Raw genomic sequence first — 22551 nt, 5'->3', positions numbered from 1 at the left:
TCGGGGCGTTTTCATTTGTGTTGCCTGTACCGGCCCTATCGCCGGCAAGCCAGCTCCCACAGGTACTGCATAGGCTTCGGAACCTGCGCAGTACCTGTGGGAGCTGGCTTGCCGGCGATAGGGCCAGCACAGGAAAACCCTTATTTCTGCCTGGGCAGTACAGCCAGAAAATTCTCCCTGGCCACCTTGTTGGCAACTTGTTCCGGCAATGCATCCAGAAACGGCCTGAACCCATGCATCTGCTCCCCAAGGCTACCAAACCGCCCCACCACATCCGAACCCAGCATGAACCGCTCCGGGAACCTTTCGACCAGTGCCAGCCACGCCTTGCGCGGCACACCCCGGTCATCCAGCAGATAAGGCTCCAGCACGCTCCACGACAAATCGACATACAGGTTCGGGTAATCCTCCAGTAACCGCGTCAGCACCGGCAGCAGAAAGTCCATCTGTGTCTGGTGCCGGTGAATCTCCATGCTGCTGCCGGCGTGCGCCCAGATAAACCGCGTGTGCGGGTGATTGCGCAGTGGCTCTTCGATCTCCGCCAGGTACAAGGGGTTGCGCTCGCGTTTGGAGGTGATGTTGGAATGCAGCAGCACCGGCAAGTCGCGCTCGGCTGCCAGGTGATAGATACGCGTCATCGCTTCGTTGTTGGCGCGCGGCGTGTCACCGCTGGTCAGTGCCGTCAGGTCATCGTGGCGGGTGAACACTTCGCCAATGCCCTGCCACAGCCCCGGATACAGATCGAGCATGCGCTCGATATGGCTGGCGGCGTTCTTGTCCACCGGATTGAAGCCGGCCAGGAACGGATGAAAGCGCTTGCGCTGCTCGTCGGGCAGTTGCTGCAACGCCGCAGCCACGTAGGTGTCGGTGGCGCTGTACCAGTAGGCTTCGGCGTCATCCCCAGCGTAATAGCGCGGGCGCTTGGGCTCGTCTTCGTGCCACTTCTTGGCCACCGGGATGCCGGAAATCATCGACTGCTCGATACCGGCGGCGTCCATGGCCTTGATCAGCGCGGGCATGCCTTCGCTTTCCTGGAAGAAGTCGACGTAGTGCAGGTGGGCGTCACTGTAGCGGTAGTCGCGCGCCTGCGCCGCTTGGCACAGCCAGGTGGATAACAGCACGCAGGCCAGCGCTCTGACGATCATGATGAAGCTTCCTTTTCCGGATACCACACCACTAGACCGGCCAGCCAACGAGACGGTTCAGCCGCGGCGGGCAAACCGCTATGCTTGGGGGCATTTCCACCTTGCCTGGAGCCTTCCCATGAGCAGCCCCCTGGTCATCCGCCCACGTGCCGAATCGGTCGAGGGCCAGCCAATCCTGCGCCCGCTGCCGTCGGCCCAGTGCCGCAGCGTCGGCCCGTTCGTGTTTTTCGACCACATGCTCGAAACCGACTATGCCCCTGGGCATGGCATGGACATCCGCCAGCACCCGCATATCGGCCTGTCGACCCTTACCTACCTGTTCGAAGGGGCAATCCTGCACAAGGACAGCCTCGGCTCGGCGCAGCGGGTGCTGCCGGGCGACGTCAGCTGGATGACCGCAGGCAGCGGCGTGGCCCATGTCGAGCGCACGCCTGAAGATGCTCTGGCCCATGGTTCACGCCTGCACGGGTTGCAGGTATGGCTGGCGTCACCACGCGAGCATGAACAAGGCCCGGCAAGTTACAGCCACCACCCGGCGGCAAGCCTGCCGGTCAGCGAGAGCCTGGGGGTGCGCATCTGCATGATTGCCGGCAGCGGGTTCTGCCTGGAGTCGCCGGTGCCGGTGCTCTCCCCTACCCTTTACGCGCATGTGCGGATGCAGCCGGCGACTACCTTGCAGGTGCCGAATGAGCATGCGCAACGGGCGCTGTACGTACTGGATGGCGAATTGCTGATGAACGATGAGGAGGTGGAGCCGTATAGCCTGGTGGTGCTGCCGGAGGGCGAAGAGGTGACACTGTATGCGGAAGGTGAGTGCCAACTGGTGCTGATTGGTGGCGCGCCGCTGGATGGGCCGCGGCGGATGAACTGGAACTTTGTCGCCAGTGATGTGGAACTGATCGAACAGGCCCGGGCCAAGTGGGCTGCGGGGGATTGGCCGGTGGTGCCGGGGGAAACTTCGAGGATCGAGCTGCCCAGGTAATTTTGGGGCTGCTTTGCAGCCCATCGCCGGCAAGCCAGCTCCCACAGGTACGGCGCTGTCTTCACTGTGGGAGCTGGCTTGCCGGCGATGGGCCGCACAGCGGCCCCCTGCAATCTCAGCGCTGGAACACTTCGGTCAGCAGGTTATGCATCGAGCGGAACGCCCGCTCCGAGGTACGCCGGTCATACTGCATCTTGCCCGGCACATTGGCACTCGGGTCGGTAAACGAGTGCACCGCGCCGCCATAGCTGAGCAATTGCCAGTCAACCTTGGCCGCGTTCATCTCCTCCTCGAACGCCGGCAGCTGCTCCTTCGGCACCAGTGGGTCGGAAGCGCCGTGCAGCACCAGCACCGAGCCCTTGATGCGCTTGGCATCTTCCGGGTTCGGCGTGTCCAGCGTGCCATGGAACGACACCGCCGCACGCAAATCGGCGCCGGTACGGGCCAGTTCCAGTGCACAGCAGCCACCAAAGCAGAAACCGAACGTGCCGACCTTGCCCGGCTCCAGCAGCGCCTTCGACTGCCCCAACAGTTGCGCCAGGGCTTCCTGCATGCGCTTGCGCAGCTCGCCACGGTCGTTCTTCAACGGCATCATCGCCGCGCCGGCCTCGTCAGCGTTGGACGGACGCACCGATTGCCCGTACAGGTCGGCAATCAGCACCACATAGCCCTTCTCGGCCACTTCCTTGGCGATGCGCTCGGCACCTTCGCCGATACCCATCCAGTTCGGCGCCATCACCAGGCCTGGCCGCCCCAGCGCGCCCGGCTCGTAGACCAGGCGGCTTTCATACGCCTTGCCGGACAGGTGATAGACCAGCGATTCGACGATTACTTTGCTCATCAAGCACTCCTTTGGCACTCGTCATCAATATGCTCGCCATGAAAAAAGCCCGCCGAAGCGGGCTTTCCTATGCATCAACTCAAGCAGACAGCTCGACCAGCAGCTTGTTCAGGCGACGAACGTAAGCCGCCGGGTCCTTCAAGCTGTCACCGGCCGCCAGGGCCGCCTGATCGAACAGGATGTGCGACAGCTCGGCAAAGCGGTCTTCGCTCTGCTCGTTGTCCAGCTTCTCGATCAGCGGGTGGGTCGGGTTAAACTCGAAGATCGGCTTGGACTCCGGCACCTTCTGCCCGCTGGCTTCGAGGATCTGGCGCATCTGCAGGCCCAGGTCCTGCTCACCGATGGCCAAAATCGCCGGCGAGTCGGTCAGGCGGTGCGACACGCGCACTTCGGCCACGCTGTCACCCAGCGCGCCCTTCAGGCGCTCGACCAGGCCTTCCTTGTCCTTGGCGACTTCTTCCTGGGCCTTCTTGTCTTCTTCCGAATCCAGCTTGCCCAGGTCCAGGTCGCCACGGGCGACGTCGACGAAGGCCTTGCCGTCGAACTCGTTGAGGTAGCTCATCAGCCACTCGTCGATACGGTCGGTCAGCAGTAGCACTTCGATGCCTTTCTTGCGGAAGACTTCCAGGTGCGGGCTGTTCTTGACCTGCGCGTACGACTCGCCGGTGAGGTAGTAGATCTTGTCCTGGCCTTCCTTGGCGCGTGCCAGGTAGTCGGCCAGGGCAACGCTCTGCTCGCCGCTGTCGTCCTGGGTGGAAGCGAAGCGCAGCAGGCCGGCGATCTTTTCCTTGTTGGCGAAGTCTTCGGCCGGGCCTTCCTTCAGCACCTGGCCGAAGTTCTTCCAGAAGCCCTTGTACTGCTCGGGCTCGTTCTTCGCCAGCTTCTCCAGCATGTCCAGCACGCGCTTGGTCAGCGCGGTCTTCATCGAGTCGATGATCGGGTCTTTCTGCAGGATTTCACGCGACACGTTCAGCGACAGGTCGTTGGAATCGACCACACCCTTGATGAAGCGCAGGTACAGCGGCAGGAACGACTCGGCCTGGTCCATGATGAACACGCGCTGCACGTACAGCTTCAGGCCGCGTGGCGCTTCGCGCTGGTACAGGTCGAACGGCGCGCGGGCCGGCACGTACAGCAGCGAGTTGTATTCGAGCTTGCCTTCGACCTTGTTGTGGCTCCAGGCCAGCGGGTTTTCGAAGTCATGGCCGATGTGCTTGTAGAACTCCTGGTACTCCTCGTCCTTGATCTCGGTACGCGGACGGGTCCACAGGGCGCTGGCACGGTTGACGGTTTCCCACTCTTCGGCCGGCTGTTCTTCGCCTTCGGCGGCAGCTTGCTCCTTCGGCAGCTGGATCGGCATGGCGATGTGGTCGGAGTACTTCTTGACCACGTTGCGCAGGCGCCAGCCATCAGCGAACTCCTGCTCGTCCTTCTTCAGGTGCAGGACGATGCGGGTGCCGCGCTGTGGCTTGTCGATGGTGGCGACTTCGAACTCGCCCTCGCCTTTCGACGACCAGTGCACGCCTTCGGCGGCCGGCTGGCCGGCACGACGGCTGTACACGTCGACCTTGTCGGCAACGATGAACGCAGAGTAGAAGCCCACACCGAACTGACCGATCAGGTGCGAGTCCTTCTTCTGGTCACCGGTGAGGTTCTTCATGAAGTCGGCGGTGCCGGACTTGGCGATGGTACCCAGGTGGGCGATGACGTCTTCGCGGCTCATGCCGATGCCGTTGTCCTCGAGGGTAACGGTACCGGCGTCCTTGTCGAAGCTCAGGCGAATCTTCAGGTCGGCGTCGCCTTCGAACAGCTCTGGCTTGGCCAGGGCCTCGAAACGCAGCTTGTCGGCGGCGTCGGAGGCGTTGGAGATCAATTCACGCAGGAAGATCTCCTTGTTCGAATACAAGGAATGGATCATGAGGTGCAGCAGCTGCTTTACCTCGGTCTGGAAGCCCAGCGTTTCTTTTTGAGTCTCCACACTCATGGTCTTCAAAACTCCGATCTGATGGCAGTTGACGCCTGGCGGCCAGGTTGGCCTGCGTTAGCGGCGGATGTCATGCAGATGGGGGCTGCCCGGATGATTTCAAGGGCTTTTCCGGTTCGATCTTGAAATGCGCGCGAGCCGTGGCGATCGGCGACTGCCTGTCACCCTGCCAGGCGGTGATGGCCACATTGGTCACCCGCCGGCCCTGGCGCCACAGTTGGCACTGAGCGTAGGTATCGCGAAAGTGCCCGGCGCGCAGATAATCGATGGAAAAGTCGATGATCTTCGGAATGCTCGCGCTCTCGCTGAAGATCAGCAGGTACAGCGCTGCCGACAGCTCCATGAAGCCCGCGATCACCCCGCCGTGGATGGCCGGCAGCAGCGGGTTGCCGATGTTGTCCTGGCTGGCAGGCAGGCGGAACAGCAGGTCATCGCCCTCGCGCTCGCATTCGATGCCGATCAGGCCGGCATAGGGGATCAGTGCCAGCAAAGGCCGATAGTCTCCCACTGCGTGAGCGGCGTTGAGCTGTTGACGAACCTCGTGCGGAATCATGCCCCGCCCTCCTTCAGGCTGTTGCCGAAACGGATGCCACCCTTGATCTCCTGGCCCAGGCGCATGAACGTGCCCACCACCTGGCAGATCGGCTGGGCGGGGTCGTCCTGATAGGCCGTGCCACGGGTGAAGATCACATCACGGGTGACCCGATAGCATTGGGCATGGCCGTAGATGTCCTTGCCGGCCTCTGCCGGGTGCATGTAGTCGATGCGCAGGTCCAGTGTCGGGCACACCTCGAAGCGCGGCAGCACGCACAGCGTGGCCATGCCGCAGGTGGTGTCCATCAGCGTGGTCAGCGCGCCGCCATGCACGGCGCCGGTCTGCGGGTTGCCGACGATGGCCGGTGACCAGGGCAGCACCAGGGTCATGCCATCGGCATTGGCTTGCGCCACGCGCATTTGCAGCAACTGACAATGTTTCAGGGCCGAGAGAAAACGCTCGGCCATGGCCATCAAGGTTGAATCGCTCATTGGCTGTTTCCCTGCGTATTGCCGCAGCGGCATAAAATCGTTAAAAAGTCCATATAGAACGGGGCGTTATATATGTGTAATCTTCGCGGAACTTATTCCGCGTAGTTGCACTCGAAGGAACAAGTCACTTATTCCACCAAGGAGAAACACCCCCATGCGTAAACCTTTTGCTTTTGCTCTGATGCTGGCCGCTGCCATGGGCCTGGCCGCTTGCGATAAAGCGAGCGAAGACAAAGCCCAGGACGCACAGCAACACGCCGAGCAAGCCCAGGAAAAAGCGGGCGAAGCTCAGGATAAAATGAACGAGGCTGCCAAGGAAAACGCCGAAGCCGCCAAAGATCAGGCCGAAGCCGAGCAGAAGGCCGCCGAAGAAGCCGCTCCGGCTACTCCGGCTCCGGAAGCCGCTCCAGCTGCCCCAGCTGCTCCAGCCGAACCTGCCAAGCAGTAATCGGCTAAAACAAGAAAACCCGACATTGTCGGGTTTTTTTGTGCCTGAAACTTATGGATTAAACGTTTCAGGTACTAGGAGCGGTGTTTTCCTTGGCGGGTTCGATCGAAACACTTTCGGTAGGTGTGAACACCATCACATCCAACACATCCGAATGGAACTCGCGGCGGTACAGAATCAGCACTACCCCGACACTCATGACCATGAACAACCATGGGCTGATGAACCAGCTCAACATGGCCATGCCGAAGTAATAGGAACGCAGGCCCAGGTTGAACTGGTTGGCGGCAAGCGACAGCACCCGCGCCGCCCGCGAGGCGAATGCCTTGCGTTCAAGTTCATTGACCAGCCGTTCACCGATCATCGGCGCCGAACCCACCAGCACTGCCGCGAAGTTGTATTGGCGCATGCACCAGCTGAAGGTGAAAAAGGCGTAGACGAAGACCATGGCCAGGCACAGCAGCTTGATCTCCGACATGCCCTGGGACGTCTGCTGCACCAGCGGCAGGTCGGCCAGCAGCGACAGCGCCCGGTCGGAGGCCCCAAGCACGGTGAGGATGCCGGCAAGGATGATCAGGGTGCTGGAGGCGAAGAACGAGGCGTTGCGCTCGAGGTTGCCGATCACGCTGGCATCGGCAATGCGGTTGTCGCGCAGCAGCATGCGGCGCATCCAGTCTTCGCGGTACAGGTGCAGCACGCTGGCCAGGCACGCGGTGTCGCGGCCCTTCCAGATGGCATAACGGGTGTAACCGCCCCAGCACAGGGCGAACCAGGCGATGGCCAACAGGTTGTTGAAGTTGCTTTGGATGAAGTTCATGCAGGGTTCCCGGGAGGGCCAGATACCTGAAGGATAGGGACCGGATTTCGACGCTGGCAAGCGGCAAAAGGCACACATCCATCCTGATATTTGCACTGCTCATTCCGGCCTCTTCGCGGGCACGCCCGCTCCCACAGGTACAGCGCCAATTCTGAGGTTTGCGCTTGACCTGTGGGAGCGGGCGCGCCCGCGAAGAGGCCGGTACAGGCAAAGAAAAAGCCCCGCATCCTTCCGGATGCGGGGCTCTTGAGTTTCCACCCTTGGCGAGCACCCTTCGGCTTGTGGCCGGTGCCGCCCTCAGGCTTCGACTATCAGGCCAGCGCTTCGCGCGGCTTGCCGAGCATGCGGTCGCAGGCCACGGCGCCAACCAGGGTCACCACCGAAGGCACCAGCCAGGCCAGGCCCTGGTCGCTCAACGGCAGGTGTGCCATGAAGTCCGGCAGCACGTGGGCAATGCCGCTGCCCTTGATCGCATCGACCATGCCGAACAGCAGCGATACCAGCATCACTGGCGCCAGGATGCGGGTTGGCGAGTTCCACAGGTCCTTCACGAAGCTGAGCCCGACCACCACGATGCACGGCGGGTAGATCGCGGTGAGCACCGGGATCGAGAACATGATCAGCTTGGTCAGGCCGAGGTTGGAGATCAGCAGCGAGAAGCCCGCCAGGATCACCACCAGTGCGCGGTACGACAGCGGCAGCATCTGGCTGAAGTACTCGGCGCAGGCGCAGGTCAGGCCAACCGCGGTCACCAGGCAGGCCAGCGCGATCAGCACGGCGAGGAAGCCGCTGCCCAGCGAACCGAAGGTGTGCTGCACGTAGGCATGCAGTACCGCCGCGCCGTTGGTGGCGTCAGCCGCGATATCGTGGCTGGTTGCACCCAGGCGGAACAGGCTGATGTACACCAGGGCCAGGCCGACACCGGCGATCAGGCCGGCGATGATGGCATAGCGGGTGATCAGCTTCGGCGACTCGACACCGCGCGAGCGGATGGCGTTGACGATGACGATACCGAACACCAGGGCACCCAGGGTGTCCATGGTCAGGTAACCATCGGAGAAGCCCTTGGAGAACGCTGCGGCGGCATAGGCCGGCTGCGCGTCACCAATGGTGCCGGCAGGCAGCGCGAAGGCGGCGATGCCCAGCACCGCCAGGGCGATGATCTTCAACGGCGCCAGGAAGCGGCCCACGGTATCGAGCAGCTTGCCTGGGTACATGGACACGGCCAGTACCACGAGGAAGTACACCAGGCTGTAGATGAACAGCGCCAGCGGACTTTCGCCGGTCAGCGGCGCAACGCCCACTTCGAACGATACGGTCGCGGTGCGCGGGGTGGCGAACAGCGGGCCGACCGACAAGTAGCACACGGCCGCCAGCAGGCCACCGAAGAACTTGCCGATCGGGCTGCTCAGGGCATCCATGCCGCCGCCGACCTTGGCCAGGGCGACCACGGTGATGACCGGCAGGCCCACGGCGGTAACCAGGAAGCCCAGGGCCGCCATCCATACGTGCGGGCCAGACTGCAGACCGACGATAGGCGGGAAGATGATGTTGCCAGCGCCCACGAAAAGCGCAAACGTCATAAAGCCAAGCGCCAGGATATCCTGGCCTTTGAGAACTTTCATTTAAGGTAGTACCACACTGCTGAAATCGGGATTCGAGAGGGGATTTCCCTTTGGATGAGGGGAAATGCTGCCCGGCTTGATAGGCCAGACCCGTTTAGCGTGTCGTTCCCTTTTGGGGTACGGGCACAGAGTGAACGCGTAATGTAACTGTTTTGTCAGTCAAACGCACTGGCACAGTGCTGCTTGTCCGATGTGCGTACATGTTTGTCGTCTGTGCGACCGAGGACAGCGAGAATTATCCTCGGATTGAAACATTCGTCTGCGTGAAAATTCCTATCAAACCCATAGAAAGTTCTTCGCAGTTTGCACTGGCCCTATCGCCGGCAAGCCAGCTCCCACAGGAGACCTTCACAATCAGGGCCTGTGGTGATCTCCTGTGGGAGCTGGCTTGCCGGCGATAGGGCCAGTGCAGGAATACCCAATACCCAGAAACGACAAAGGCCACCCGAAGGTGGCCTCTGTGCGCGTGGGGGGTGTAGCAGTATTACTTCTTGACTTCCCAGCCAGTCAGCTCGGCCAGGGCCTTGCCGATGTCAGCCAGGGAACGCACGGTCTTCACACCAGCGTCCTGCAGGGCGGCGAACTTCTCGTCCGCAGTGCCCTTGCCGCCGGAGATGATGGCGCCAGCGTGGCCCATGCGCTTGCCCGCAGGTGCGGTAACACCAGCGATGTAGGAAACGACAGGCTTGGTGACGTTGGCCTTGATGTAGGCCGCAGCTTCTTCTTCAGCCGAACCGCCGATCTCGCCGATCATGACGATCGCTTCGGTCTTCGGGTCTTCCTGGAACAGCTTCAGGATGTCGATGAAGTTGGAGCCCGGGATCGGGTCACCGCCGATGCCGACGCAGGTCGACTGGCCGAAGCCGGCGTCGGTGGTCTGCTTCACAGCTTCGTAGGTCAGGGTGCCGGAACGCGAAACGATACCGACCTTGCCTGGCAGGTGGATGTGGCCTGGCATGATGCCGATCTTGCACTCGCCCGGGGTGATGACACCTGGGCAGTTAGGGCCGATCAGGGTCACGCCCAGCTCGTCGCACTTGACCTTGGCATCCAGCATGTCCAGGGTAGGAATGCCTTCGGTGATGCACACGATCAGCTTGATGCCGCCGAAGGCAGCTTCCAGGATCGAGTCCTTGCAGAAAGGAGCCGGAACGTAGATGACCGAAGCGTCAGCGCCGGTAGCTTCCACAGCTTCTTTCACAGTGTTGAACACTGGCAGGCCCAGGTGGGTGGTGCCACCCTTGCCTGGGGTTACGCCGCCGACCATCTTGGTGCCGTAGGCGATGGCCTGTTCGGAGTGGAAAGTACCCTGCGAGCCGGTGAAGCCCTGGCAGATGACTTTGGTGTCTTTATTGATCAGGACGCTCATTACTTGCCCTCCGCAGCTTTGACAACTTGTTGAGCAGCGTCGGTCAGGCTGGTTGCCGCAATGATGTTCAAACCGCTTTCTGCCAGTACTTTAGCGCCCAGTTCGGCGTTGTTGCCTTCAAGGCGAACGACGACCGGAACTTTCACGCCGACTTCTTTCACTGCACCGATGATGCCTTCGGCAATCATGTCGCAGCGAACGATGCCGCCGAAGATGTTGACCAGAACGGCCGCGACATTACTGTCGGACAGAATGATCTTGAACGCTTCGGTAACGCGCTCTTTGGTAGCGCCACCGCCAACGTCGAGGAAGTTGGCCGGCTTGCCGCCGTGCAGGTTGACGATGTCCATGGTACCCATGGCCAGGCCGGCACCGTTGACCATGCAGCCGATGTTGCCTTCGAGGGCAACGTAGTTCAGTTCGAACTTGGCAGCGTGGGCTTCACGGGCGTCGTCCTGCGACGGGTCGTGGAAGGTTTTCAGCTTAGGCTGACGGTACATGGCGTTGGCGTCGATGTTGATCTTGGCATCGAGGCAGTGCAGGTCGCCGTCGGCCTTGATCACCAGCGGGTTCACTTCCAGCAGGGCCAGGTCGTGATCCTTGAACAGCTTGGCCAGACCAACGAAGATCTTGGCGAACTGTTGAACTTGCTTGCCTTCCAGGCCCAGCTGGAATGCCAGCTCGCGACCCTGGAACGGCTGAGCGCCGACCAGCGGGTCGATGGTGGCCTTGAGGATCTTCTCAGGCGTTTCGTGAGCAACTTTCTCGATGTCCACGCCACCTTCGGTGGAAGCCATGAACACGATACGGCGGCTCGAACGATCGACTACAGCGCCCAGGTACAGCTCTTTGGCGATGTCAGTGCAGGATTCGACCAGAATCTTGGAGACGGGTTGACCGTTGGCATCGGTCTGGTAGGTAACCAGATTCTTGCCCAACCACTGTGCAGCGAACGCCTTGGCGTCTTCTTTGCTGCGAACCAGCTTGACGCCGCCCGCTTTACCGCGACCACCCGCGTGAACCTGGGCTTTTACCACCCACTCGTTCCCGCCGATCTTGTCGCAGGCTTCTGCAGCTTGCTCAGGGGTATCGACAGCGAAACCCTTGGAAACTGGCAGGCCGTATTCAGCGAACAGCTGCTTACCCTGATACTCGTGAAGATTCATGCTTTTTACCGTCTTCGTTAGGTACTGCGCTTCGGCGCTGCGCCATCACTGGCGCCGCACCACCTGTGACCGTTGACCCCGGGTTTTCCCGTGTGATCCGGTCCGGCGGACTTTCCGCGGTGAGTCATGCACGCAAGACTCACGACGGGCAGCCCGCCGTGGTTTCTTATAATTAACGCTTCTTACGGTTGGCCACGTGAATGGCGCCGCCATTCACTGCCAGCGCTGCTTCATGCAACGCTTCGGACAGGGTCGGATGGCTGAAGACCATCATGCCCAGATCCTCGGCACTGGTGCCGAATTCCATGGCGATTGCGCCCTGCTGCACCAGTTCGGCAGCCGATGGGCCAATCACGTGTACACCCAGGACGCGGTCGGTCTTGGCATCGGCGATGACCTTGACGAAACCACCGGTGTCGTTGGCAGCCATCGCACGGCCGCTGGCCGCGAACGGGAAGGTGCCCACGTTAACCTCAACGCCCTCGGCCTTCAAGGCCTGTTCGGTCTTGCCGACCCACGCGATTTCCGGGTGGGTGTAGATGACCGACGGGATCAGGTCGTAGTTCATCTGGGCCTTGTGGCCCTTGATGCGCTCGACCACCATGATGCCCTCTTCCGAGGCCTTGTGGGCCAGCATCATGCCGCGCACCACGTCACCGATGGCGTACACGCCCGGCACGCTGGTAGCGCAGTAGTCGTCGACGAAGATGTAGCCACGCTCGTCGATGGTCACGCCGCTGTCGGCAGCCAGCAGGTCGGTGGTCACCGGGCGACGGCCGACCGCGACGATCAGCTTGTCGAAGGTGATCTTCTGCTCGCCGTTGGCGTCGGTGTAGGTCACTTCGACTTCGTTGCCGTTGACTTTCGAGCCGGTGACGCGCGCGCCCAGCTTGATGTCCAGGCCTTGCTTGGTCAGGGTCTTCTGGGCTTCTTTCGACACGGCGGTGTCGGCAGCCATCAGGAAGGTGTCCAGGGCTTCCAGGACGGTGACTTCAGCACCCAGGCGAGCCCATACCGAGCCCAGCTCCAGGCCGATCACGCCAGCACCGATAACGCCCAGGCGCTTCGGCACGGCCTGGAATTCCAGGGCGCCGGTGGAGTCGACGATGACGTTCTGGTCGACCGGAGCCGGCGGAATGTCGATCGGGCGCGAGCCGGAAGCCAGGATCACGTTCTCGGCTTCGATGACTTCGGTGGTGCCGTCAGCCTTGGTGACTTCGACTTTCTTGCCGGCCAGCAGCTTGCCGTGGCCCTGGATCGAAGTAACGCCGTTGGCCTTGAACAGGGTGGCAACGCCACCGGTCAGGTTCTTGACGATGCCAGCCTTGCGGCCAACCATCGCGGCGACGTCCATCTTCACTTCACCAGTGGAGATACCGTGGACGTTGAAGCTCTCTTTGGCTTCCTTGTACTTCCAGGAGCTGTCCAGCAGCGCCTTGGAAGGAATGCAACCTACGTTCAGGCAGGTGCCGCCCAGGGCCAGCTTGCCCTCGGCGTCGGTGTACTTCTCGATACAGGCAGTCTTCAGACCAAGTTGTGCGGCCTTGATGGCAGCCACATAGCCGCCAGGACCTGCACCAATCACCACTACGTCGAATTTCTGGGTCATAAAAGATTCCTTATCAGCTACAAGCTACAAGCCGCGGACCGCGCGGCATGGCTTCCTGCGAAGCCAGGGCCGGCACGGTACGCAGCCAGAGGGTTAGATGTCCAGCAGCAGGCGAGACGGATCTTCCAGCAGGTTCTTGATGGTGACCAGGAAGGTTACCGCTTCCTTGCCGTCGATCAGGCGGTGATCGTACGACAGCGCCAGGTACATCATCGGGCGAATCACCACCTGGCCATTGATGGCCATCGGGCGCTGGATGATGTTGTGCATGCCGAGAATGGCGGCCTGCGGCGGGTTGACGATCGGGGTCGACATCATCGAACCGAAGGTACCACCGTTGGTGATGGTGAAGGTGCCGCCAGTCATCTCTTCGATGGCCAGCTTGCCGTCACGGGCCTTCTTGCCGAAGGTGGCGATGCCGTTCTCGATTTCCGCCAGGCTCATCGACTCGGCGTTACGCAGTACCGGTACCACCAGGCCACGGTCGCTGGACACGGCAACGCCGACGTCGGCGTAGCCGTGGTAGACGATGTCGTTGCCGTCGATCGAGGCGTTGACAGCCGGGAAGCGCTTCAGGGCTTCGGTGGCGGCCTTGACGAAGAACGACATGAAGCCCAGGCGTACGCCGTTGTGGGTCTTCTCGAACAGGTCCTTGTACTTCGAACGCAGGGCCATGACTTCGGTCATGTCGACTTCGTTGAAGGTGGTCAGCATGGCCATGCTCGACTGGGCTTCGACCAGACGCTCGGCGATCTTGGCGCGCAGGCGGGTCATCGGCACACGCTTCTCGGTGCGGTCGCCAGCGGCAACGACAACCGGGGCAGCAGCGGCAGCGGCGGCAGGCTTGGCAGCTGCAGCAGGCGCCGACTTCTTGTTGGCGACGGCAGCGACGACGTCTTCCTTGGTGATGCGACCACCTTTGCCGGTGCCGGCAACGGTAGCCAGGTCGATGCCGTTCTCTTCAGCCAGCTTGCGCGCGGCCGGGGCGGCAACCGGGTCTTCTTCGCCAGCGTCGGCAGCCGGGGCAGCAGTGGCCGGGGCGGCAGCTGGTGCAGCGGCAGCAGCACCGCCTTCAACGATCGAACCCAGTACTTCGTCGGACAGGACGGTGTCGCCCTCGCCCTTGACGATGGCGCCCAGCACGCCGTCGGCGGTGGCCAGTACTTCCAGGACGACCTTGTCGGTCTCGATGTCGACGATCAGCTCGTCACGCTTGACGGCATCGCCCGGCTGCTTGTGCCAGGTGGCAACGGTGCCATCGGCAACCGATTCCGGGAAGGTTGGGGCTTTGATCTCGATAGCCATTATCTGTGTTTCCTTAAATTCGGTTTCAGGTGCGCGAAGGCGTTAAACAGTGAAGGCGTCTTGCAGCAGTTTTTCCTGCTGTTCGGCGTGCTTCGATGCGTAACCACAGGCTGGCGCGGCGGAAGCGTCGCGGCCGGCGTATTCCAGGACCAGTGCCTTGTTGTGGCGGCCCAGGATACGGCGCATGTGGTGCTGGCTGCTGTACCAGGCGCCCTGGTTCATCGGCTCTTCCTGACACCAGACCGCATGCTTGAGGTTGGTGTAAGGCGCCAGGATTTCGACCAGGTCGTCCTCAGGGAACGGATACAGCTGCTCGATACGCACGATGGCGATGTCTTCGCGGCCTTCGGCACGGCGCTTTTCCAGCAGGTCGTAGTAAACCTTGCCGCCGCACAGGACCAGGCGTTCGACCTTGGCCGGATCGAGGCTGTCGATTTCCGGGATCACGGTCTGGAACGAGCCTTCTGCCAGGTCTTCCAGGGTAGAGATGGCCAGCTTGTGGCGCAGCAGCGACTTCGGCGTCAGCACGATCAGCGGCTTGCGCAGCGGACGGATGACCTGGCGACGCAGCAGGTGGTAGATCTGGGCCGGGGTGGTCGGTACGCAGACCTGGATGTTGTGCTCGGCGCACAGCTGCAGGTAACGCTCCAGGCGCGCGGAGGAGTGCTCCGGGCCCTGCCCTTCATAACCGTGTGGCAGCAGCATGGTCAGACCGCACAGACGGCCCCACTTGTGCTCGCCGCTGGTGATGAACTGGTCGATCACCACTTGCGCACCGTTGGCGAAGTCACCGAACTGGGCTTCCCAGATCACCAGCGCGTTCGGCGTGGTGGTCGAGTAGCCGTATTCGAAGGCCAGTACCGCTTCTTCCGACAGGAAGGAGTCGTACAGTTCGAACTGAGGCTGGCCCGGGAACAGGTTCTTCAGCGGTACGTAGGTGCTGGCGTCCTTCTGGTTGTGCAGCACCGCGTGACGGTGCGAGAAGGTGCCACGGCCGATGTCCTGACCGGTCATGCGGATCGGGTGACCTTCGAACTGCAGGGTGGCGTAGGCCATGGTCTCTGCATAACCCCAGTTGATCGGCAAGCCACCGGCCTGCATCTTCTGACGGTCTTCGTAGATCTTGGCGACCTGGCGCTGGACGACGAAACCTTCCGGGATCTCCAGCAGCTTGGCCGACAGTTCCTGCAGGGTCTTGAGGTCGAAGCGGGTGTCGTGACGCGCGGTCCAGGCATGGCCCAGGTACGGACGCCAGTCGACGAACAGCTCGCGGTTCGGCTCCTTGACCAGGCTCTTCACCACGTGCAGGCCGTTGTCCAGCGCGTTGCGGTACTCGTCGATCTTGGCCTGGGCGCGCTCGGAATCGATGCGGCCGGCCTGGATCAGCGCCTCAGCGTACAGTTCACGCGTGGTGCGCTGCTTGCTGATCTGCTGGTACATCAAAGGCTGGGTGCCGTTCGGCTCGTCGGCCTCGTTGTGGCCGCGGCGGCGGTAGCAGACCAGGTCGATGACCACGTCACGCTTGAACTGCATGCGGTAGTCGATGGCCAGCTGGGTCACGAACAGCACGGCTTCCGGGTCGTCGCCGTTCACGTGCAGGATCGGCGCCTGGATCATCTTGGCAACGTCGGTGGCGTACTCGGTGGAGCGCGCGTCCAGCGGGTTGCTGATGGTGAAACCAACCTGGTTGTTGATCACGATGTGCACGGTACCGCCGGTCTTGAAACCGCGGGTCTGCGACATCTGGAAGGTTTCCATGACCACGCCCTGGCCGGCGAATGCTGCGTCGCCGTGGATCGAGATCGGCAGTACCTTGTCGCCAACGGTGTCGTTGCGGCGGTCCTGACGGGCGCGCACCGAACCCTCGACCACTGGCGAGACGATTTCCAGGTGGGACGGGTTGAACGCCATGGCCAGGTGCACTTCGCCACCCGGGGTCATCACGTTCGAGGAGAAGCCCTGGTGATACTTCACGTCACCGGAGCCCAGCTCGTTCATCTTCTTGCCTTCGAACTCGTCGAACAGCTCGCGCGGGTTCTTGCCGAAGGTGTTGACCAGAACGTTCAGGCGGCCACGGTGGGCCATGCCGATCACGACTTCCTTGGTGCCGTAGGAACCGGAACGCTGGATCATCTCGTCCAGCATCGGGATCAGGCTTTCGCCGCCCTCGAGGCCGAAACGCTTGGTGCCCGGGTACTTGGTGCCCAGGTATTTCTCAAGGCCTTCACCGGCGGTCACGCGCTCGAGCAGGTGGGCCTGCACGTCAGCGGAAAACTCCGGACGGCCGCGCACGCTTTCCAGGCGCTGCTGGAACCAGCTGCGCTGCTCGGAATCGACGATGTGGGTGAACTCGGCGCCAATGGTGCGACAATATGTCTTCTGGAGCGCCTCGAAGATCTCGCGTAGGCTCGCCTCCTCTTTGCCGATGAACAGGTCGCCGGCACGGAAGGTCGTATCAAGATCGGCATTGGTCAAGCCGTAGTGATTGATCGACAGGTCTACGGGCGCAGGACGCTGCCACAACCCCAACGGGTCGAGCTTGGCAGCCTGATGGCCGCGCATACGATAGGCCTGGATCAGTCGCAGAACTTCAACCTGCTTCTTCTCGTGTTCACTGCTCACGCTCCCGGCGGATACCGGTTGGGCGCGGCGCTGGTTCTTTGCCAGCAGTACGAAATGGTCGCGGATTGTCGAGTGCGATACATCGGTAGCGGTGCTGCCGTCGGCGGGCAACTTCTGGAAGTAGGTGCGCCACTCTTCTGGCACAGCGTTAGGGTCGTGCAGGTAGAGCTCATAAAGCTCTTCCACATATGCAGCGTTACCACCTGAAAGGTGGGCGCTTTCCCACATGCGCTGCATCACGCTTTCTTGCATGCTTGGTCACCCTCGGTTAGGGGACTGATCGGCGAGAGCCACAGCAAACCTGGAAAAGTCCGAATACAGCGACTGAACCACGCCACTTGGATCCTGCTGATTTTCCGGGTACCAGCCCGGAAAGCCCCTGCTGGTCTCATATCTTCATAGGTAATGAACGCGGGCTTTGTGAGCCCTTGTTCGGGTTTTACCTCAGTGCGGGCTCACCACCCGCACCTCGGCTTACTGCAGGTACAACACTTTGTATCAGGTGCCGCTTTGCAGCAGCATGTTACGTACGTGGCCGATTGCCTTGGTCGGGTTCAGACCTTTCGGGCAAACGTTGACGCAGTTCATGATCCCGCGGCAGCGGAATACGCTGAACGGGTCATCCAGGGACGCCAGGCGCTCCTGGGTCTTGGTGTCACGGCTGTCGGCCAGGAAGCGATAGGCTTGCAGCAGTGCGGCCGGGCCCAGGAACTTGTCCGGGTTCCACCAGAACGATGGGCAGGAAGTCGAGCAGCAAGCGCACAGGATGCACTCGTACAGGCCGTCCAGCTTGTCGCGGTCTTCCGGCGACTGCAGGCGCTCGATGGCCGGCGCAGGAGTGTCGTTCTGCAGGAACGGCTTCACCTTCTCGTACTGCTTGTAGAAGATGCTCATGTCGACGACCAGGTCACGAATGACCGGCAGACCCGGCAGCGGGCGCAGAACCAGCTTGTTGCCCTTCACCACCGCCGACAGCGGGGTGATGCAGGCCAGGCCGTTCTTGCCGTTCATGTTCATGCCGTCGGAACCGCAAACGCCTTCACGGCAGGAGCGACGGTACGAGAAACCTTCGTCCTTTTCCTTGATCAGCGCCAATACATCGAGAACCATCAGGTCCTTGCCGCCGGTATCGACGTCGAACGACTCCATTTTGGGCGCCGAGTCGGTGTCCGGGTTGTAACGATAAACTTCGACTTTCAACATAGCAGCCACCCTTAGTAAGTCCGGACTTTTGGTTCGAAGGCTGGAACAGTCTTCGGCGCAAAGTTGACGCCGCGCTTGGCAACGCGCTTCTCACCCGGGTAGTACAGGGTGTGGCACAGCCAGTTTTCGTCGTCACGGTCTTCGAAGTCTTCACGGGCGTGGGCGCCGCGGGACTCTTTACGGGCTTCGGCCGCGATGGCGGTAGCTTCGGCGACTTCCAGCAGGTTCTGCAGCTCCAGCGCTTCGATACGCGCGGTGTTGAAGGCCTGGGACTTGTCGTTGATCTTGACGTTGGCAATACGGTCACGCAGGCCGGCCAGCTGCTCGATACCCTTCTGCATGTATTCACCGGTACGGAATACACCGAAGTAGTTCTGCATGCAGCTCTGCAGCTCGCGCTTGAGGCTGGCAACGTCTTCGCCAGCGGTACGCTCGTTGAGCTTGTTCAGGCGGTTAAGGGCAACATCGATATCGGTGTCGCTGGCGTCGCGGTATTCCACGCCGTCGGACAGCGATTTTTCCAGGTGCAGGCCAGCGGCACGGCCGAATACCACCAGGTCGAGCAGCGAGTTGCCGCCCAGGCGGTTGGCACCGTGGACCGATACGCACGCCACTTCACCCACTGCGAACAGACCCGGGATGATTTGGTCCTTGCCTTCGGCGTCCATGGTGATGGCCTGGCCATGAATATTGGTGGCAACGCCGCCCATCATGTAGTGGCAGGTCGGTACGACCGGGACAGGCGCGACGACTGGGTCGACGTGGGCGAAGGTCTTGGACAGCTCGCAGATACCTGGCAGGCGGCTGTGCAGCACTTCCTCGCCCAGGTGGTCCAGCTTCAGCAGCACGTGGTCCTTGTTCGGGCCCACGCCGTTGCCGGCGATGATTTCCTTGACCATGGAACGGGCAACCACGTCGCGGCCGGCCAGGTCTTTCGCGTTCGGCGCGTAACGCTCCATGAAGCGCTCGCCGTGGGCGTTGATCAGGTAGCCACCTTCACCGCGGCAACCTTCGGTAACCAGTACACCGGCGCCGGCGATGCCGGTCGGGTGGAACTGCCACATCTCGATGTCCTGCACCGGCACGCCTGCACGCAGCGCCATGCCGATACCGTCACCGGTGTTGATCAGGGCGTTGGTGGTGGAGGCGTAGATACGACCGGCACCGCCAGTGGCCAGAACGGTGGCCTTGGACTTGATGTACATGGTTTCGCCGGTTTCGATGCAGATTGCGATCACACCGACGAACGCGCCGTCCTGGTTCTTCACCAGGTCAACAGCGTAGTACTCGTTGAGGAAGGTAGTGCCTGCCTTCAGGTTGCCCTGGTACAGGGTGTGCAGCAGCGCGTGACCGGTACGGTCGGAAGCAGCACAGGTACGGGCGGCCTGGCCACCTTTACCGAAGTCCTTCGACTGGCCACCGAACGGACGCTGGTAGATGCGGCCGGTTTCGGTACGCGAGAACGGCAGGCCCATGTGGTCCAGCTCGAAGACCGCAGCCGGGCCTTCCTGACACATGTATTCGATAGCGTCCTGGTCACCGATGTAGTCGGAGCCTTTGACGGTATCGTACATGTGCCAGCGCCAGTCGTCGTTCGGGTCGGCCGAAGCGATGGCGCAGGTGATGCCGCCCTGGGCGGATACAGTGTGCGAACGGGTCGGGAAGACCTTGGTGACCACGGCAGTCTTGTGGCCGCCTTGAGCCAGCTGCAGCGCTGCGCGCATGCCGGCGCCGCCGCCACCGATGATGATGGCGTCGAAGGAAATGGTTGGAATGCTAGCCATGGATCAGATACCCCAGAGAATCTGCACACCCCAGACGAAGTAAGCGAACATCGCAACGCCGCATACCGCCTGGAACAGGAAACGAATCGCAGTTGCCGACTTGCCGAACGACATTGGCGTCAGGTAGTCGGTCGCAATGGTCCACATGCCGACCCAGGCGTGAGCGCCCAGGGCAACGAGGGCCAGCAGACTGAAGATCCGCATCGCGTTGTTGGAGAACAGACCATGCCACTGGGTGTAGTCGATGCCTGGGTGGGCGACCACGTAGCCGATCAGGAAGAGGAAGTAAGCCGCGAGAACGACCGCAGAAACGCGCTGCGCCATCCAGTCATAGAGGCCCGAACGCGACAGGTTCGTGACATTGGTTACCATACCCAAACTCCCACCAGAACGATCAGCACCACGGAGATGACGATCACGATTTTCGAGCCCAGCTTGCCGCCTTCCAGCGTCTCACCGATGCCCATGTCCATGATCAGGTGACGTACACCTGCCACGAGGTGATAAAGCAGGGCGGATAGCAGGCCCCAGGTCACGAATTTGGCCAGCGGGCTGGTCAGACACGCCTTCACCTCACCAAAGCCTTCCTCGGAACCCAGCGACTTGCCCAGTGCATAAAGCATGATGGCAAGGCCAAGGAACAGGATGACGCCGGAGATACGATGCAGGATGGACGTGTACGCAGTGACGGGGAGCTTGATGGTCCTTAGGTCTAGGTTTACAGGTCGTTGGCTTTTCACGGCTTTTTTCACACTGAAGAGCCCCTAGCGAATCAGGGCAAAGTTGTTGGTAAGTGTACTGGTCAGGTACCCACCACCCAGGGAACGGCGACCCCCAGCAGTTCGGGCTTGCAAGCCCCTGGCGGTCGGGTTGCGAGTATAGACAGTTAGGCTGCTTATGACAACGTGACGGGGTAGCCCAAATAGCGCATTGCCTTTAACGCACAAAAGGCGTAAATGGGCGAGAATTTCGCGAAAAATCAGGCCTCAATGCCTGTTTCAACAAGCCTTTAGGCAAATTGACATCTGAATTTATCCCTCTATAGTGGTGCGGGCCCTGCGTGGGGGGTCTGTCTGATGATTTCAAGCATTAATAGGAGGCCACATGGCTGACAAAAAAGCGCAGTTGGTCATCGAGGGCGCTGCCCCCGTCGAGCTGCCCATTTTAACCGGCACCGTTGGTCCTGATGTAATCGACGTCCGCGGGTTGGGGGCCACTGGTCACTTCACCTTCGACCCTGGTTTCATGGCGACTGCCTCGTGCGAGTCGAAGATCACCTACATTGACGGCGACAAAGGTATCCTGCTGCACCGCGGCTACCCGATCGAGCAGCTCGCCGAAAAGTCCGACTACCTCGAAACCTGCTACCTGCTGCTCAACGGCGAACTGCCGAATGCCGAGCAGAAGGCCCAGTTCGTCAGCACCGTGAAGAACCACACCATGGTTCACGAGCAGCTGAAGTCCTTCTTCAACGGCTTCCGCCGCGACGCCCACCCGATGGCGGTGATGTGCGGCGTGGTCGGCGCCCTGTCGGCGTTCTATCACGACTCCCTGGACATCAATAACCCGCAACACCGCGAAATTTCCGCGGTGCGCCTGGTCGCCAAGATGCCGACCCTGGCCGCGATGGTTTACAAGTACTCCATGGGCCAGCCGATGATGTATCCGCGCAACGACCTGTCGTACGCGGAAAACTTCCTGCACATGATGTTCAACACCCCGTGCGAGATCAAACCGATCAGCCCGGTGCTGGCCAAGGCGATGGACCGGATCTTCATCCTCCACGCCGACCACGAGCAGAACGCCTCCACTTCTACCGTTCGTCTGGCCGGTTCGTCGGGTGCCAACCCGTTCGCCTGTATCGCCGCCGGTATCGCCGCACTCTGGGGCCCGGCCCACGGCGGTGCGAACGAAGCGGTACTGACCATGCTCGATGAAATCGGCGATGTCTCGAACATCGACAAGTTCATCGCCAAGGCCAAGGACAAGAACGACCCGTTCAAGCTCATGGGCTTCGGTCACCGCGTGTACAAGAACCGCGACCCGCGCGCCACCGTGATGAAGCAGACCTGCGACGAAGTCCTGCGCGAGCTGGGCATCAAGAACGACCCGCAGCTGGAACTGGCCATGCGCCTGGAAGAGATCGCCCTGACCGATCCGTACTTCATCGAGCGCTCGCTGTACCCGAACGTCGACTTCTACTCGGGGATCATCCTCAAGGCGATCGGCATTCCGACCAGCATGTTCACCGTGATCTTCGCCCTGGCCCGTACCGTGGGCTGGATCTCGCACTGGAAAGAAATGCTCTCCAGCCCGTACAAGATCGGCCGCCCGCGCCAGCTGTACACCGGCGAGCAGAAGCGCGACATCGTTGCGCTGCAGGACCGCAAGTAAGCTTTCATAGCCGAACGCAAAAAGGCTGCCCTCGGGCAGCCTTTTTTATTTCTGCTCGACGCGTTGCGGTTTTGTGGGAGCGGCCTTGTGTCGCGAAAGGGGCGCGGAGCGGCCCCGGGATCTTAGGCTTACCGCTATATTGCCGGGGCTGCTCCGCAGCCCTTTCGCGACGCAAGGCCGCTCCCACAAGAAGCAGCCCCCAACAGGGCCGCCACCTCACAGAGCCGACAC

The 22551-nt window shown here is 61.5% G+C and carries 19 protein-coding genes; 3 read left to right on the top strand and 16 right to left on the bottom strand.

All coding sequences use genetic code 11. The features are described from left to right. Positions 1 to 140: 140 nt before the first annotated feature. The gene (locus CAG22_RS07950; protein ID WP_085592766.1) at positions 141 to 1145 is read right to left on the bottom strand and encodes an amidohydrolase family protein; all 1005 of its coding nucleotides are present in this window, start codon (positions 1143 to 1145) and stop codon (positions 141 to 143) included. Between the two features lie 118 nt (positions 1146 to 1263). On the opposite strand from CAG22_RS07950, the gene CAG22_RS07945 reads away from it, so the two are divergent. Further along, positions 1264 to 2127, top strand: coding sequence for a pirin family protein (locus tag CAG22_RS07945; protein WP_085705162.1), 864 nt, complete (start codon positions 1264 to 1266; stop codon positions 2125 to 2127). A 115-nt stretch (positions 2128 to 2242) separates the two neighbouring features. Here CAG22_RS07945 and CAG22_RS07940 read toward each other — a convergent pair whose 3' ends face one another. The 4 genes from CAG22_RS07940 to CAG22_RS07925 form a co-directional block, all read right to left on the bottom strand. After that, positions 2243 to 2968 (bottom strand): dienelactone hydrolase family protein, encoded by a 726-nt coding sequence (locus CAG22_RS07940; protein ID WP_015271090.1) that lies wholly within the window; start codon positions 2966 to 2968, stop codon positions 2243 to 2245. 79 nt (positions 2969 to 3047) lie between these two features. Then, positions 3048 to 4952, bottom strand: a complete 1905-nt coding sequence (htpG, locus tag CAG22_RS07935) for a molecular chaperone HtpG (protein ID WP_025339964.1) — start codon at positions 4950 to 4952, stop codon at positions 3048 to 3050. A gap of 70 nt (positions 4953 to 5022) precedes the next feature. Next, positions 5023 to 5505, bottom strand: a complete 483-nt coding sequence (locus tag CAG22_RS07930) for a PaaI family thioesterase (protein WP_025339965.1) — start codon at positions 5503 to 5505, stop codon at positions 5023 to 5025. Continuing rightward, positions 5502 to 5978 (bottom strand): PaaI family thioesterase, encoded by a 477-nt coding sequence (locus CAG22_RS07925; protein WP_085705160.1) that lies wholly within the window; start codon positions 5976 to 5978, stop codon positions 5502 to 5504. Before CAG22_RS07925 ends, CAG22_RS07930 begins: the two co-directional genes overlap by 4 nt. A gap of 154 nt (positions 5979 to 6132) precedes the next feature. Here CAG22_RS07925 and CAG22_RS07920 point away from each other — a divergent pair, with 154 nt between their 5' ends. Then, positions 6133 to 6426 (top strand): hypothetical protein, encoded by a 294-nt coding sequence (locus tag CAG22_RS07920; protein ID WP_075045843.1) that lies wholly within the window; start codon positions 6133 to 6135, stop codon positions 6424 to 6426. Between the two features lie 67 nt (positions 6427 to 6493). Here CAG22_RS07920 and CAG22_RS07915 read toward each other — a convergent pair whose 3' ends face one another. From CAG22_RS07915 to sdhC, 11 genes are all read right to left on the bottom strand, one after another. Then, positions 6494 to 7243: a DUF599 domain-containing protein gene (locus tag CAG22_RS07915; RefSeq protein WP_085705158.1), complete on the bottom strand. Its 750-nt coding sequence runs from the start codon at positions 7241 to 7243 to the stop codon at positions 6494 to 6496. A gap of 311 nt (positions 7244 to 7554) precedes the next feature. Beyond that, a complete protein-coding gene (gene brnQ, locus CAG22_RS07910) occupies positions 7555 to 8868 on the bottom strand; it encodes a branched-chain amino acid transport system II carrier protein (RefSeq protein WP_075045845.1) in 1314 nt (437 codons plus the stop codon). A gap of 484 nt (positions 8869 to 9352) precedes the next feature. Continuing rightward, positions 9353 to 10237: a succinate--CoA ligase subunit alpha gene (gene sucD / locus CAG22_RS07905; protein WP_004376004.1), complete on the bottom strand. Its 885-nt coding sequence runs from the start codon at positions 10235 to 10237 to the stop codon at positions 9353 to 9355. Beyond that, on the bottom strand, positions 10237 to 11403 hold the full coding sequence (gene sucC, locus CAG22_RS07900) for an ADP-forming succinate--CoA ligase subunit beta (RefSeq protein WP_003254205.1): 1167 nt from the start codon (positions 11401 to 11403) through the stop codon (positions 10237 to 10239). Before sucC ends, sucD begins: the two co-directional genes overlap by 1 nt. A gap of 172 nt (positions 11404 to 11575) precedes the next feature. Continuing rightward, positions 11576 to 13012: a dihydrolipoyl dehydrogenase gene (gene lpdA, locus CAG22_RS07895; protein ID WP_013973439.1), complete on the bottom strand. Its 1437-nt coding sequence runs from the start codon at positions 13010 to 13012 to the stop codon at positions 11576 to 11578. A gap of 93 nt (positions 13013 to 13105) precedes the next feature. Further along, positions 13106 to 14317, bottom strand: a complete 1212-nt coding sequence (odhB, locus tag CAG22_RS07890; RefSeq protein ID WP_085705156.1) for a 2-oxoglutarate dehydrogenase complex dihydrolipoyllysine-residue succinyltransferase — start codon at positions 14315 to 14317, stop codon at positions 13106 to 13108. A gap of 42 nt (positions 14318 to 14359) precedes the next feature. Further along, positions 14360 to 17191: a 2-oxoglutarate dehydrogenase E1 component gene (locus tag CAG22_RS07885; RefSeq protein WP_025339970.1), complete on the bottom strand. Its 2832-nt coding sequence runs from the start codon at positions 17189 to 17191 to the stop codon at positions 14360 to 14362. Between the two features lie 246 nt (positions 17192 to 17437). Then, positions 17438 to 18142: a succinate dehydrogenase iron-sulfur subunit gene (locus CAG22_RS07880; protein WP_016711649.1), complete on the bottom strand. Its 705-nt coding sequence runs from the start codon at positions 18140 to 18142 to the stop codon at positions 17438 to 17440. 11 nt (positions 18143 to 18153) lie between these two features. Further along, positions 18154 to 19926: a succinate dehydrogenase flavoprotein subunit gene (sdhA, locus tag CAG22_RS07875; RefSeq protein WP_025339971.1), complete on the bottom strand. Its 1773-nt coding sequence runs from the start codon at positions 19924 to 19926 to the stop codon at positions 18154 to 18156. Between the two features lie 3 nt (positions 19927 to 19929). Next, entirely contained in the window at positions 19930 to 20298 is a 369-nt protein-coding gene (gene sdhD, locus CAG22_RS07870) for a succinate dehydrogenase, hydrophobic membrane anchor protein (protein WP_003254214.1), read from the bottom strand. Beyond that, a complete protein-coding gene (sdhC, locus tag CAG22_RS07865) occupies positions 20292 to 20678 on the bottom strand; it encodes a succinate dehydrogenase, cytochrome b556 subunit (protein WP_012315350.1) in 387 nt (128 codons plus the stop codon). The genes sdhD and sdhC overlap by 7 nt, the downstream gene beginning before the upstream one ends. 352 nt (positions 20679 to 21030) lie before the next feature. Between sdhC and gltA the strand changes: the two genes are divergently transcribed. Next, positions 21031 to 22320 (top strand): citrate synthase, encoded by a 1290-nt coding sequence (gltA, locus tag CAG22_RS07860; RefSeq protein ID WP_013973445.1) that lies wholly within the window; start codon positions 21031 to 21033, stop codon positions 22318 to 22320. Positions 22321 to 22551: the final 231 nt, after the last annotated feature.

The sequence above is a fragment of the Pseudomonas sp. B8(2017) genome, from assembly GCF_002113575.1.
In the GTDB taxonomy this organism is placed as follows: Bacteria; Pseudomonadota; Gammaproteobacteria; order Pseudomonadales; family Pseudomonadaceae; genus Aquipseudomonas; species Aquipseudomonas putida_Z.
This window is presented reverse-complemented; position numbering and strand designations above follow the sequence as displayed.

Excerpts from the sequence above, each read along its gene's own strand:
- CAG22_RS07950 (WP_085592766.1), bottom strand. The coding sequence starts at position 1,145 with ATGATCGTCAGAGCGCTGGCCTGCGTGCTGTTATCCACCTGGCTGTGC.
- CAG22_RS07945 (WP_085705162.1), top strand. The coding sequence starts at position 1,264 with ATGAGCAGCCCCCTGGTCATCCGCCCACGTGCCGAATCGGTCGAGGGC.
- CAG22_RS07940 (WP_015271090.1), bottom strand. The coding sequence starts at position 2,968 with ATGAGCAAAGTAATCGTCGAATCGCTGGTCTATCACCTGTCCGGCAAG.
- htpG (WP_025339964.1), bottom strand. The coding sequence starts at position 4,952 with ATGAGTGTGGAGACTCAAAAAGAAACGCTGGGCTTCCAGACCGAGGTA.
- CAG22_RS07930 (WP_025339965.1), bottom strand. The coding sequence starts at position 5,505 with ATGATTCCGCACGAGGTTCGTCAACAGCTCAACGCCGCTCACGCAGTG.
- CAG22_RS07925 (WP_085705160.1), bottom strand. The coding sequence starts at position 5,978 with ATGAGCGATTCAACCTTGATGGCCATGGCCGAGCGTTTTCTCTCGGCC.
- CAG22_RS07920 (WP_075045843.1), top strand. The coding sequence starts at position 6,133 with ATGCGTAAACCTTTTGCTTTTGCTCTGATGCTGGCCGCTGCCATGGGC.
- CAG22_RS07915 (WP_085705158.1), bottom strand. The coding sequence starts at position 7,243 with ATGAACTTCATCCAAAGCAACTTCAACAACCTGTTGGCCATCGCCTGG.
- brnQ (WP_075045845.1), bottom strand. The coding sequence starts at position 8,868 with ATGAAAGTTCTCAAAGGCCAGGATATCCTGGCGCTTGGCTTTATGACG.
- sucD (WP_004376004.1), bottom strand. The coding sequence starts at position 10,237 with ATGAGCGTCCTGATCAATAAAGACACCAAAGTCATCTGCCAGGGCTTC.
- sucC (WP_003254205.1), bottom strand. The coding sequence starts at position 11,403 with ATGAATCTTCACGAGTATCAGGGTAAGCAGCTGTTCGCTGAATACGGC.
- lpdA (WP_013973439.1), bottom strand. The coding sequence starts at position 13,012 with ATGACCCAGAAATTCGACGTAGTGGTGATTGGTGCAGGTCCTGGCGGC.
- odhB (WP_085705156.1), bottom strand. The coding sequence starts at position 14,317 with ATGGCTATCGAGATCAAAGCCCCAACCTTCCCGGAATCGGTTGCCGAT.
- CAG22_RS07885 (WP_025339970.1), bottom strand. The coding sequence starts at position 17,191 with ATGCAAGAAAGCGTGATGCAGCGCATGTGGGAAAGCGCCCACCTTTCA.
- CAG22_RS07880 (WP_016711649.1), bottom strand. The coding sequence starts at position 18,142 with ATGTTGAAAGTCGAAGTTTATCGTTACAACCCGGACACCGACTCGGCG.
- sdhA (WP_025339971.1), bottom strand. The coding sequence starts at position 19,926 with ATGGCTAGCATTCCAACCATTTCCTTCGACGCCATCATCATCGGTGGC.
- sdhD (WP_003254214.1), bottom strand. The coding sequence starts at position 20,298 with ATGGTAACCAATGTCACGAACCTGTCGCGTTCGGGCCTCTATGACTGG.
- gltA (WP_013973445.1), top strand. The coding sequence starts at position 21,031 with ATGGCTGACAAAAAAGCGCAGTTGGTCATCGAGGGCGCTGCCCCCGTC.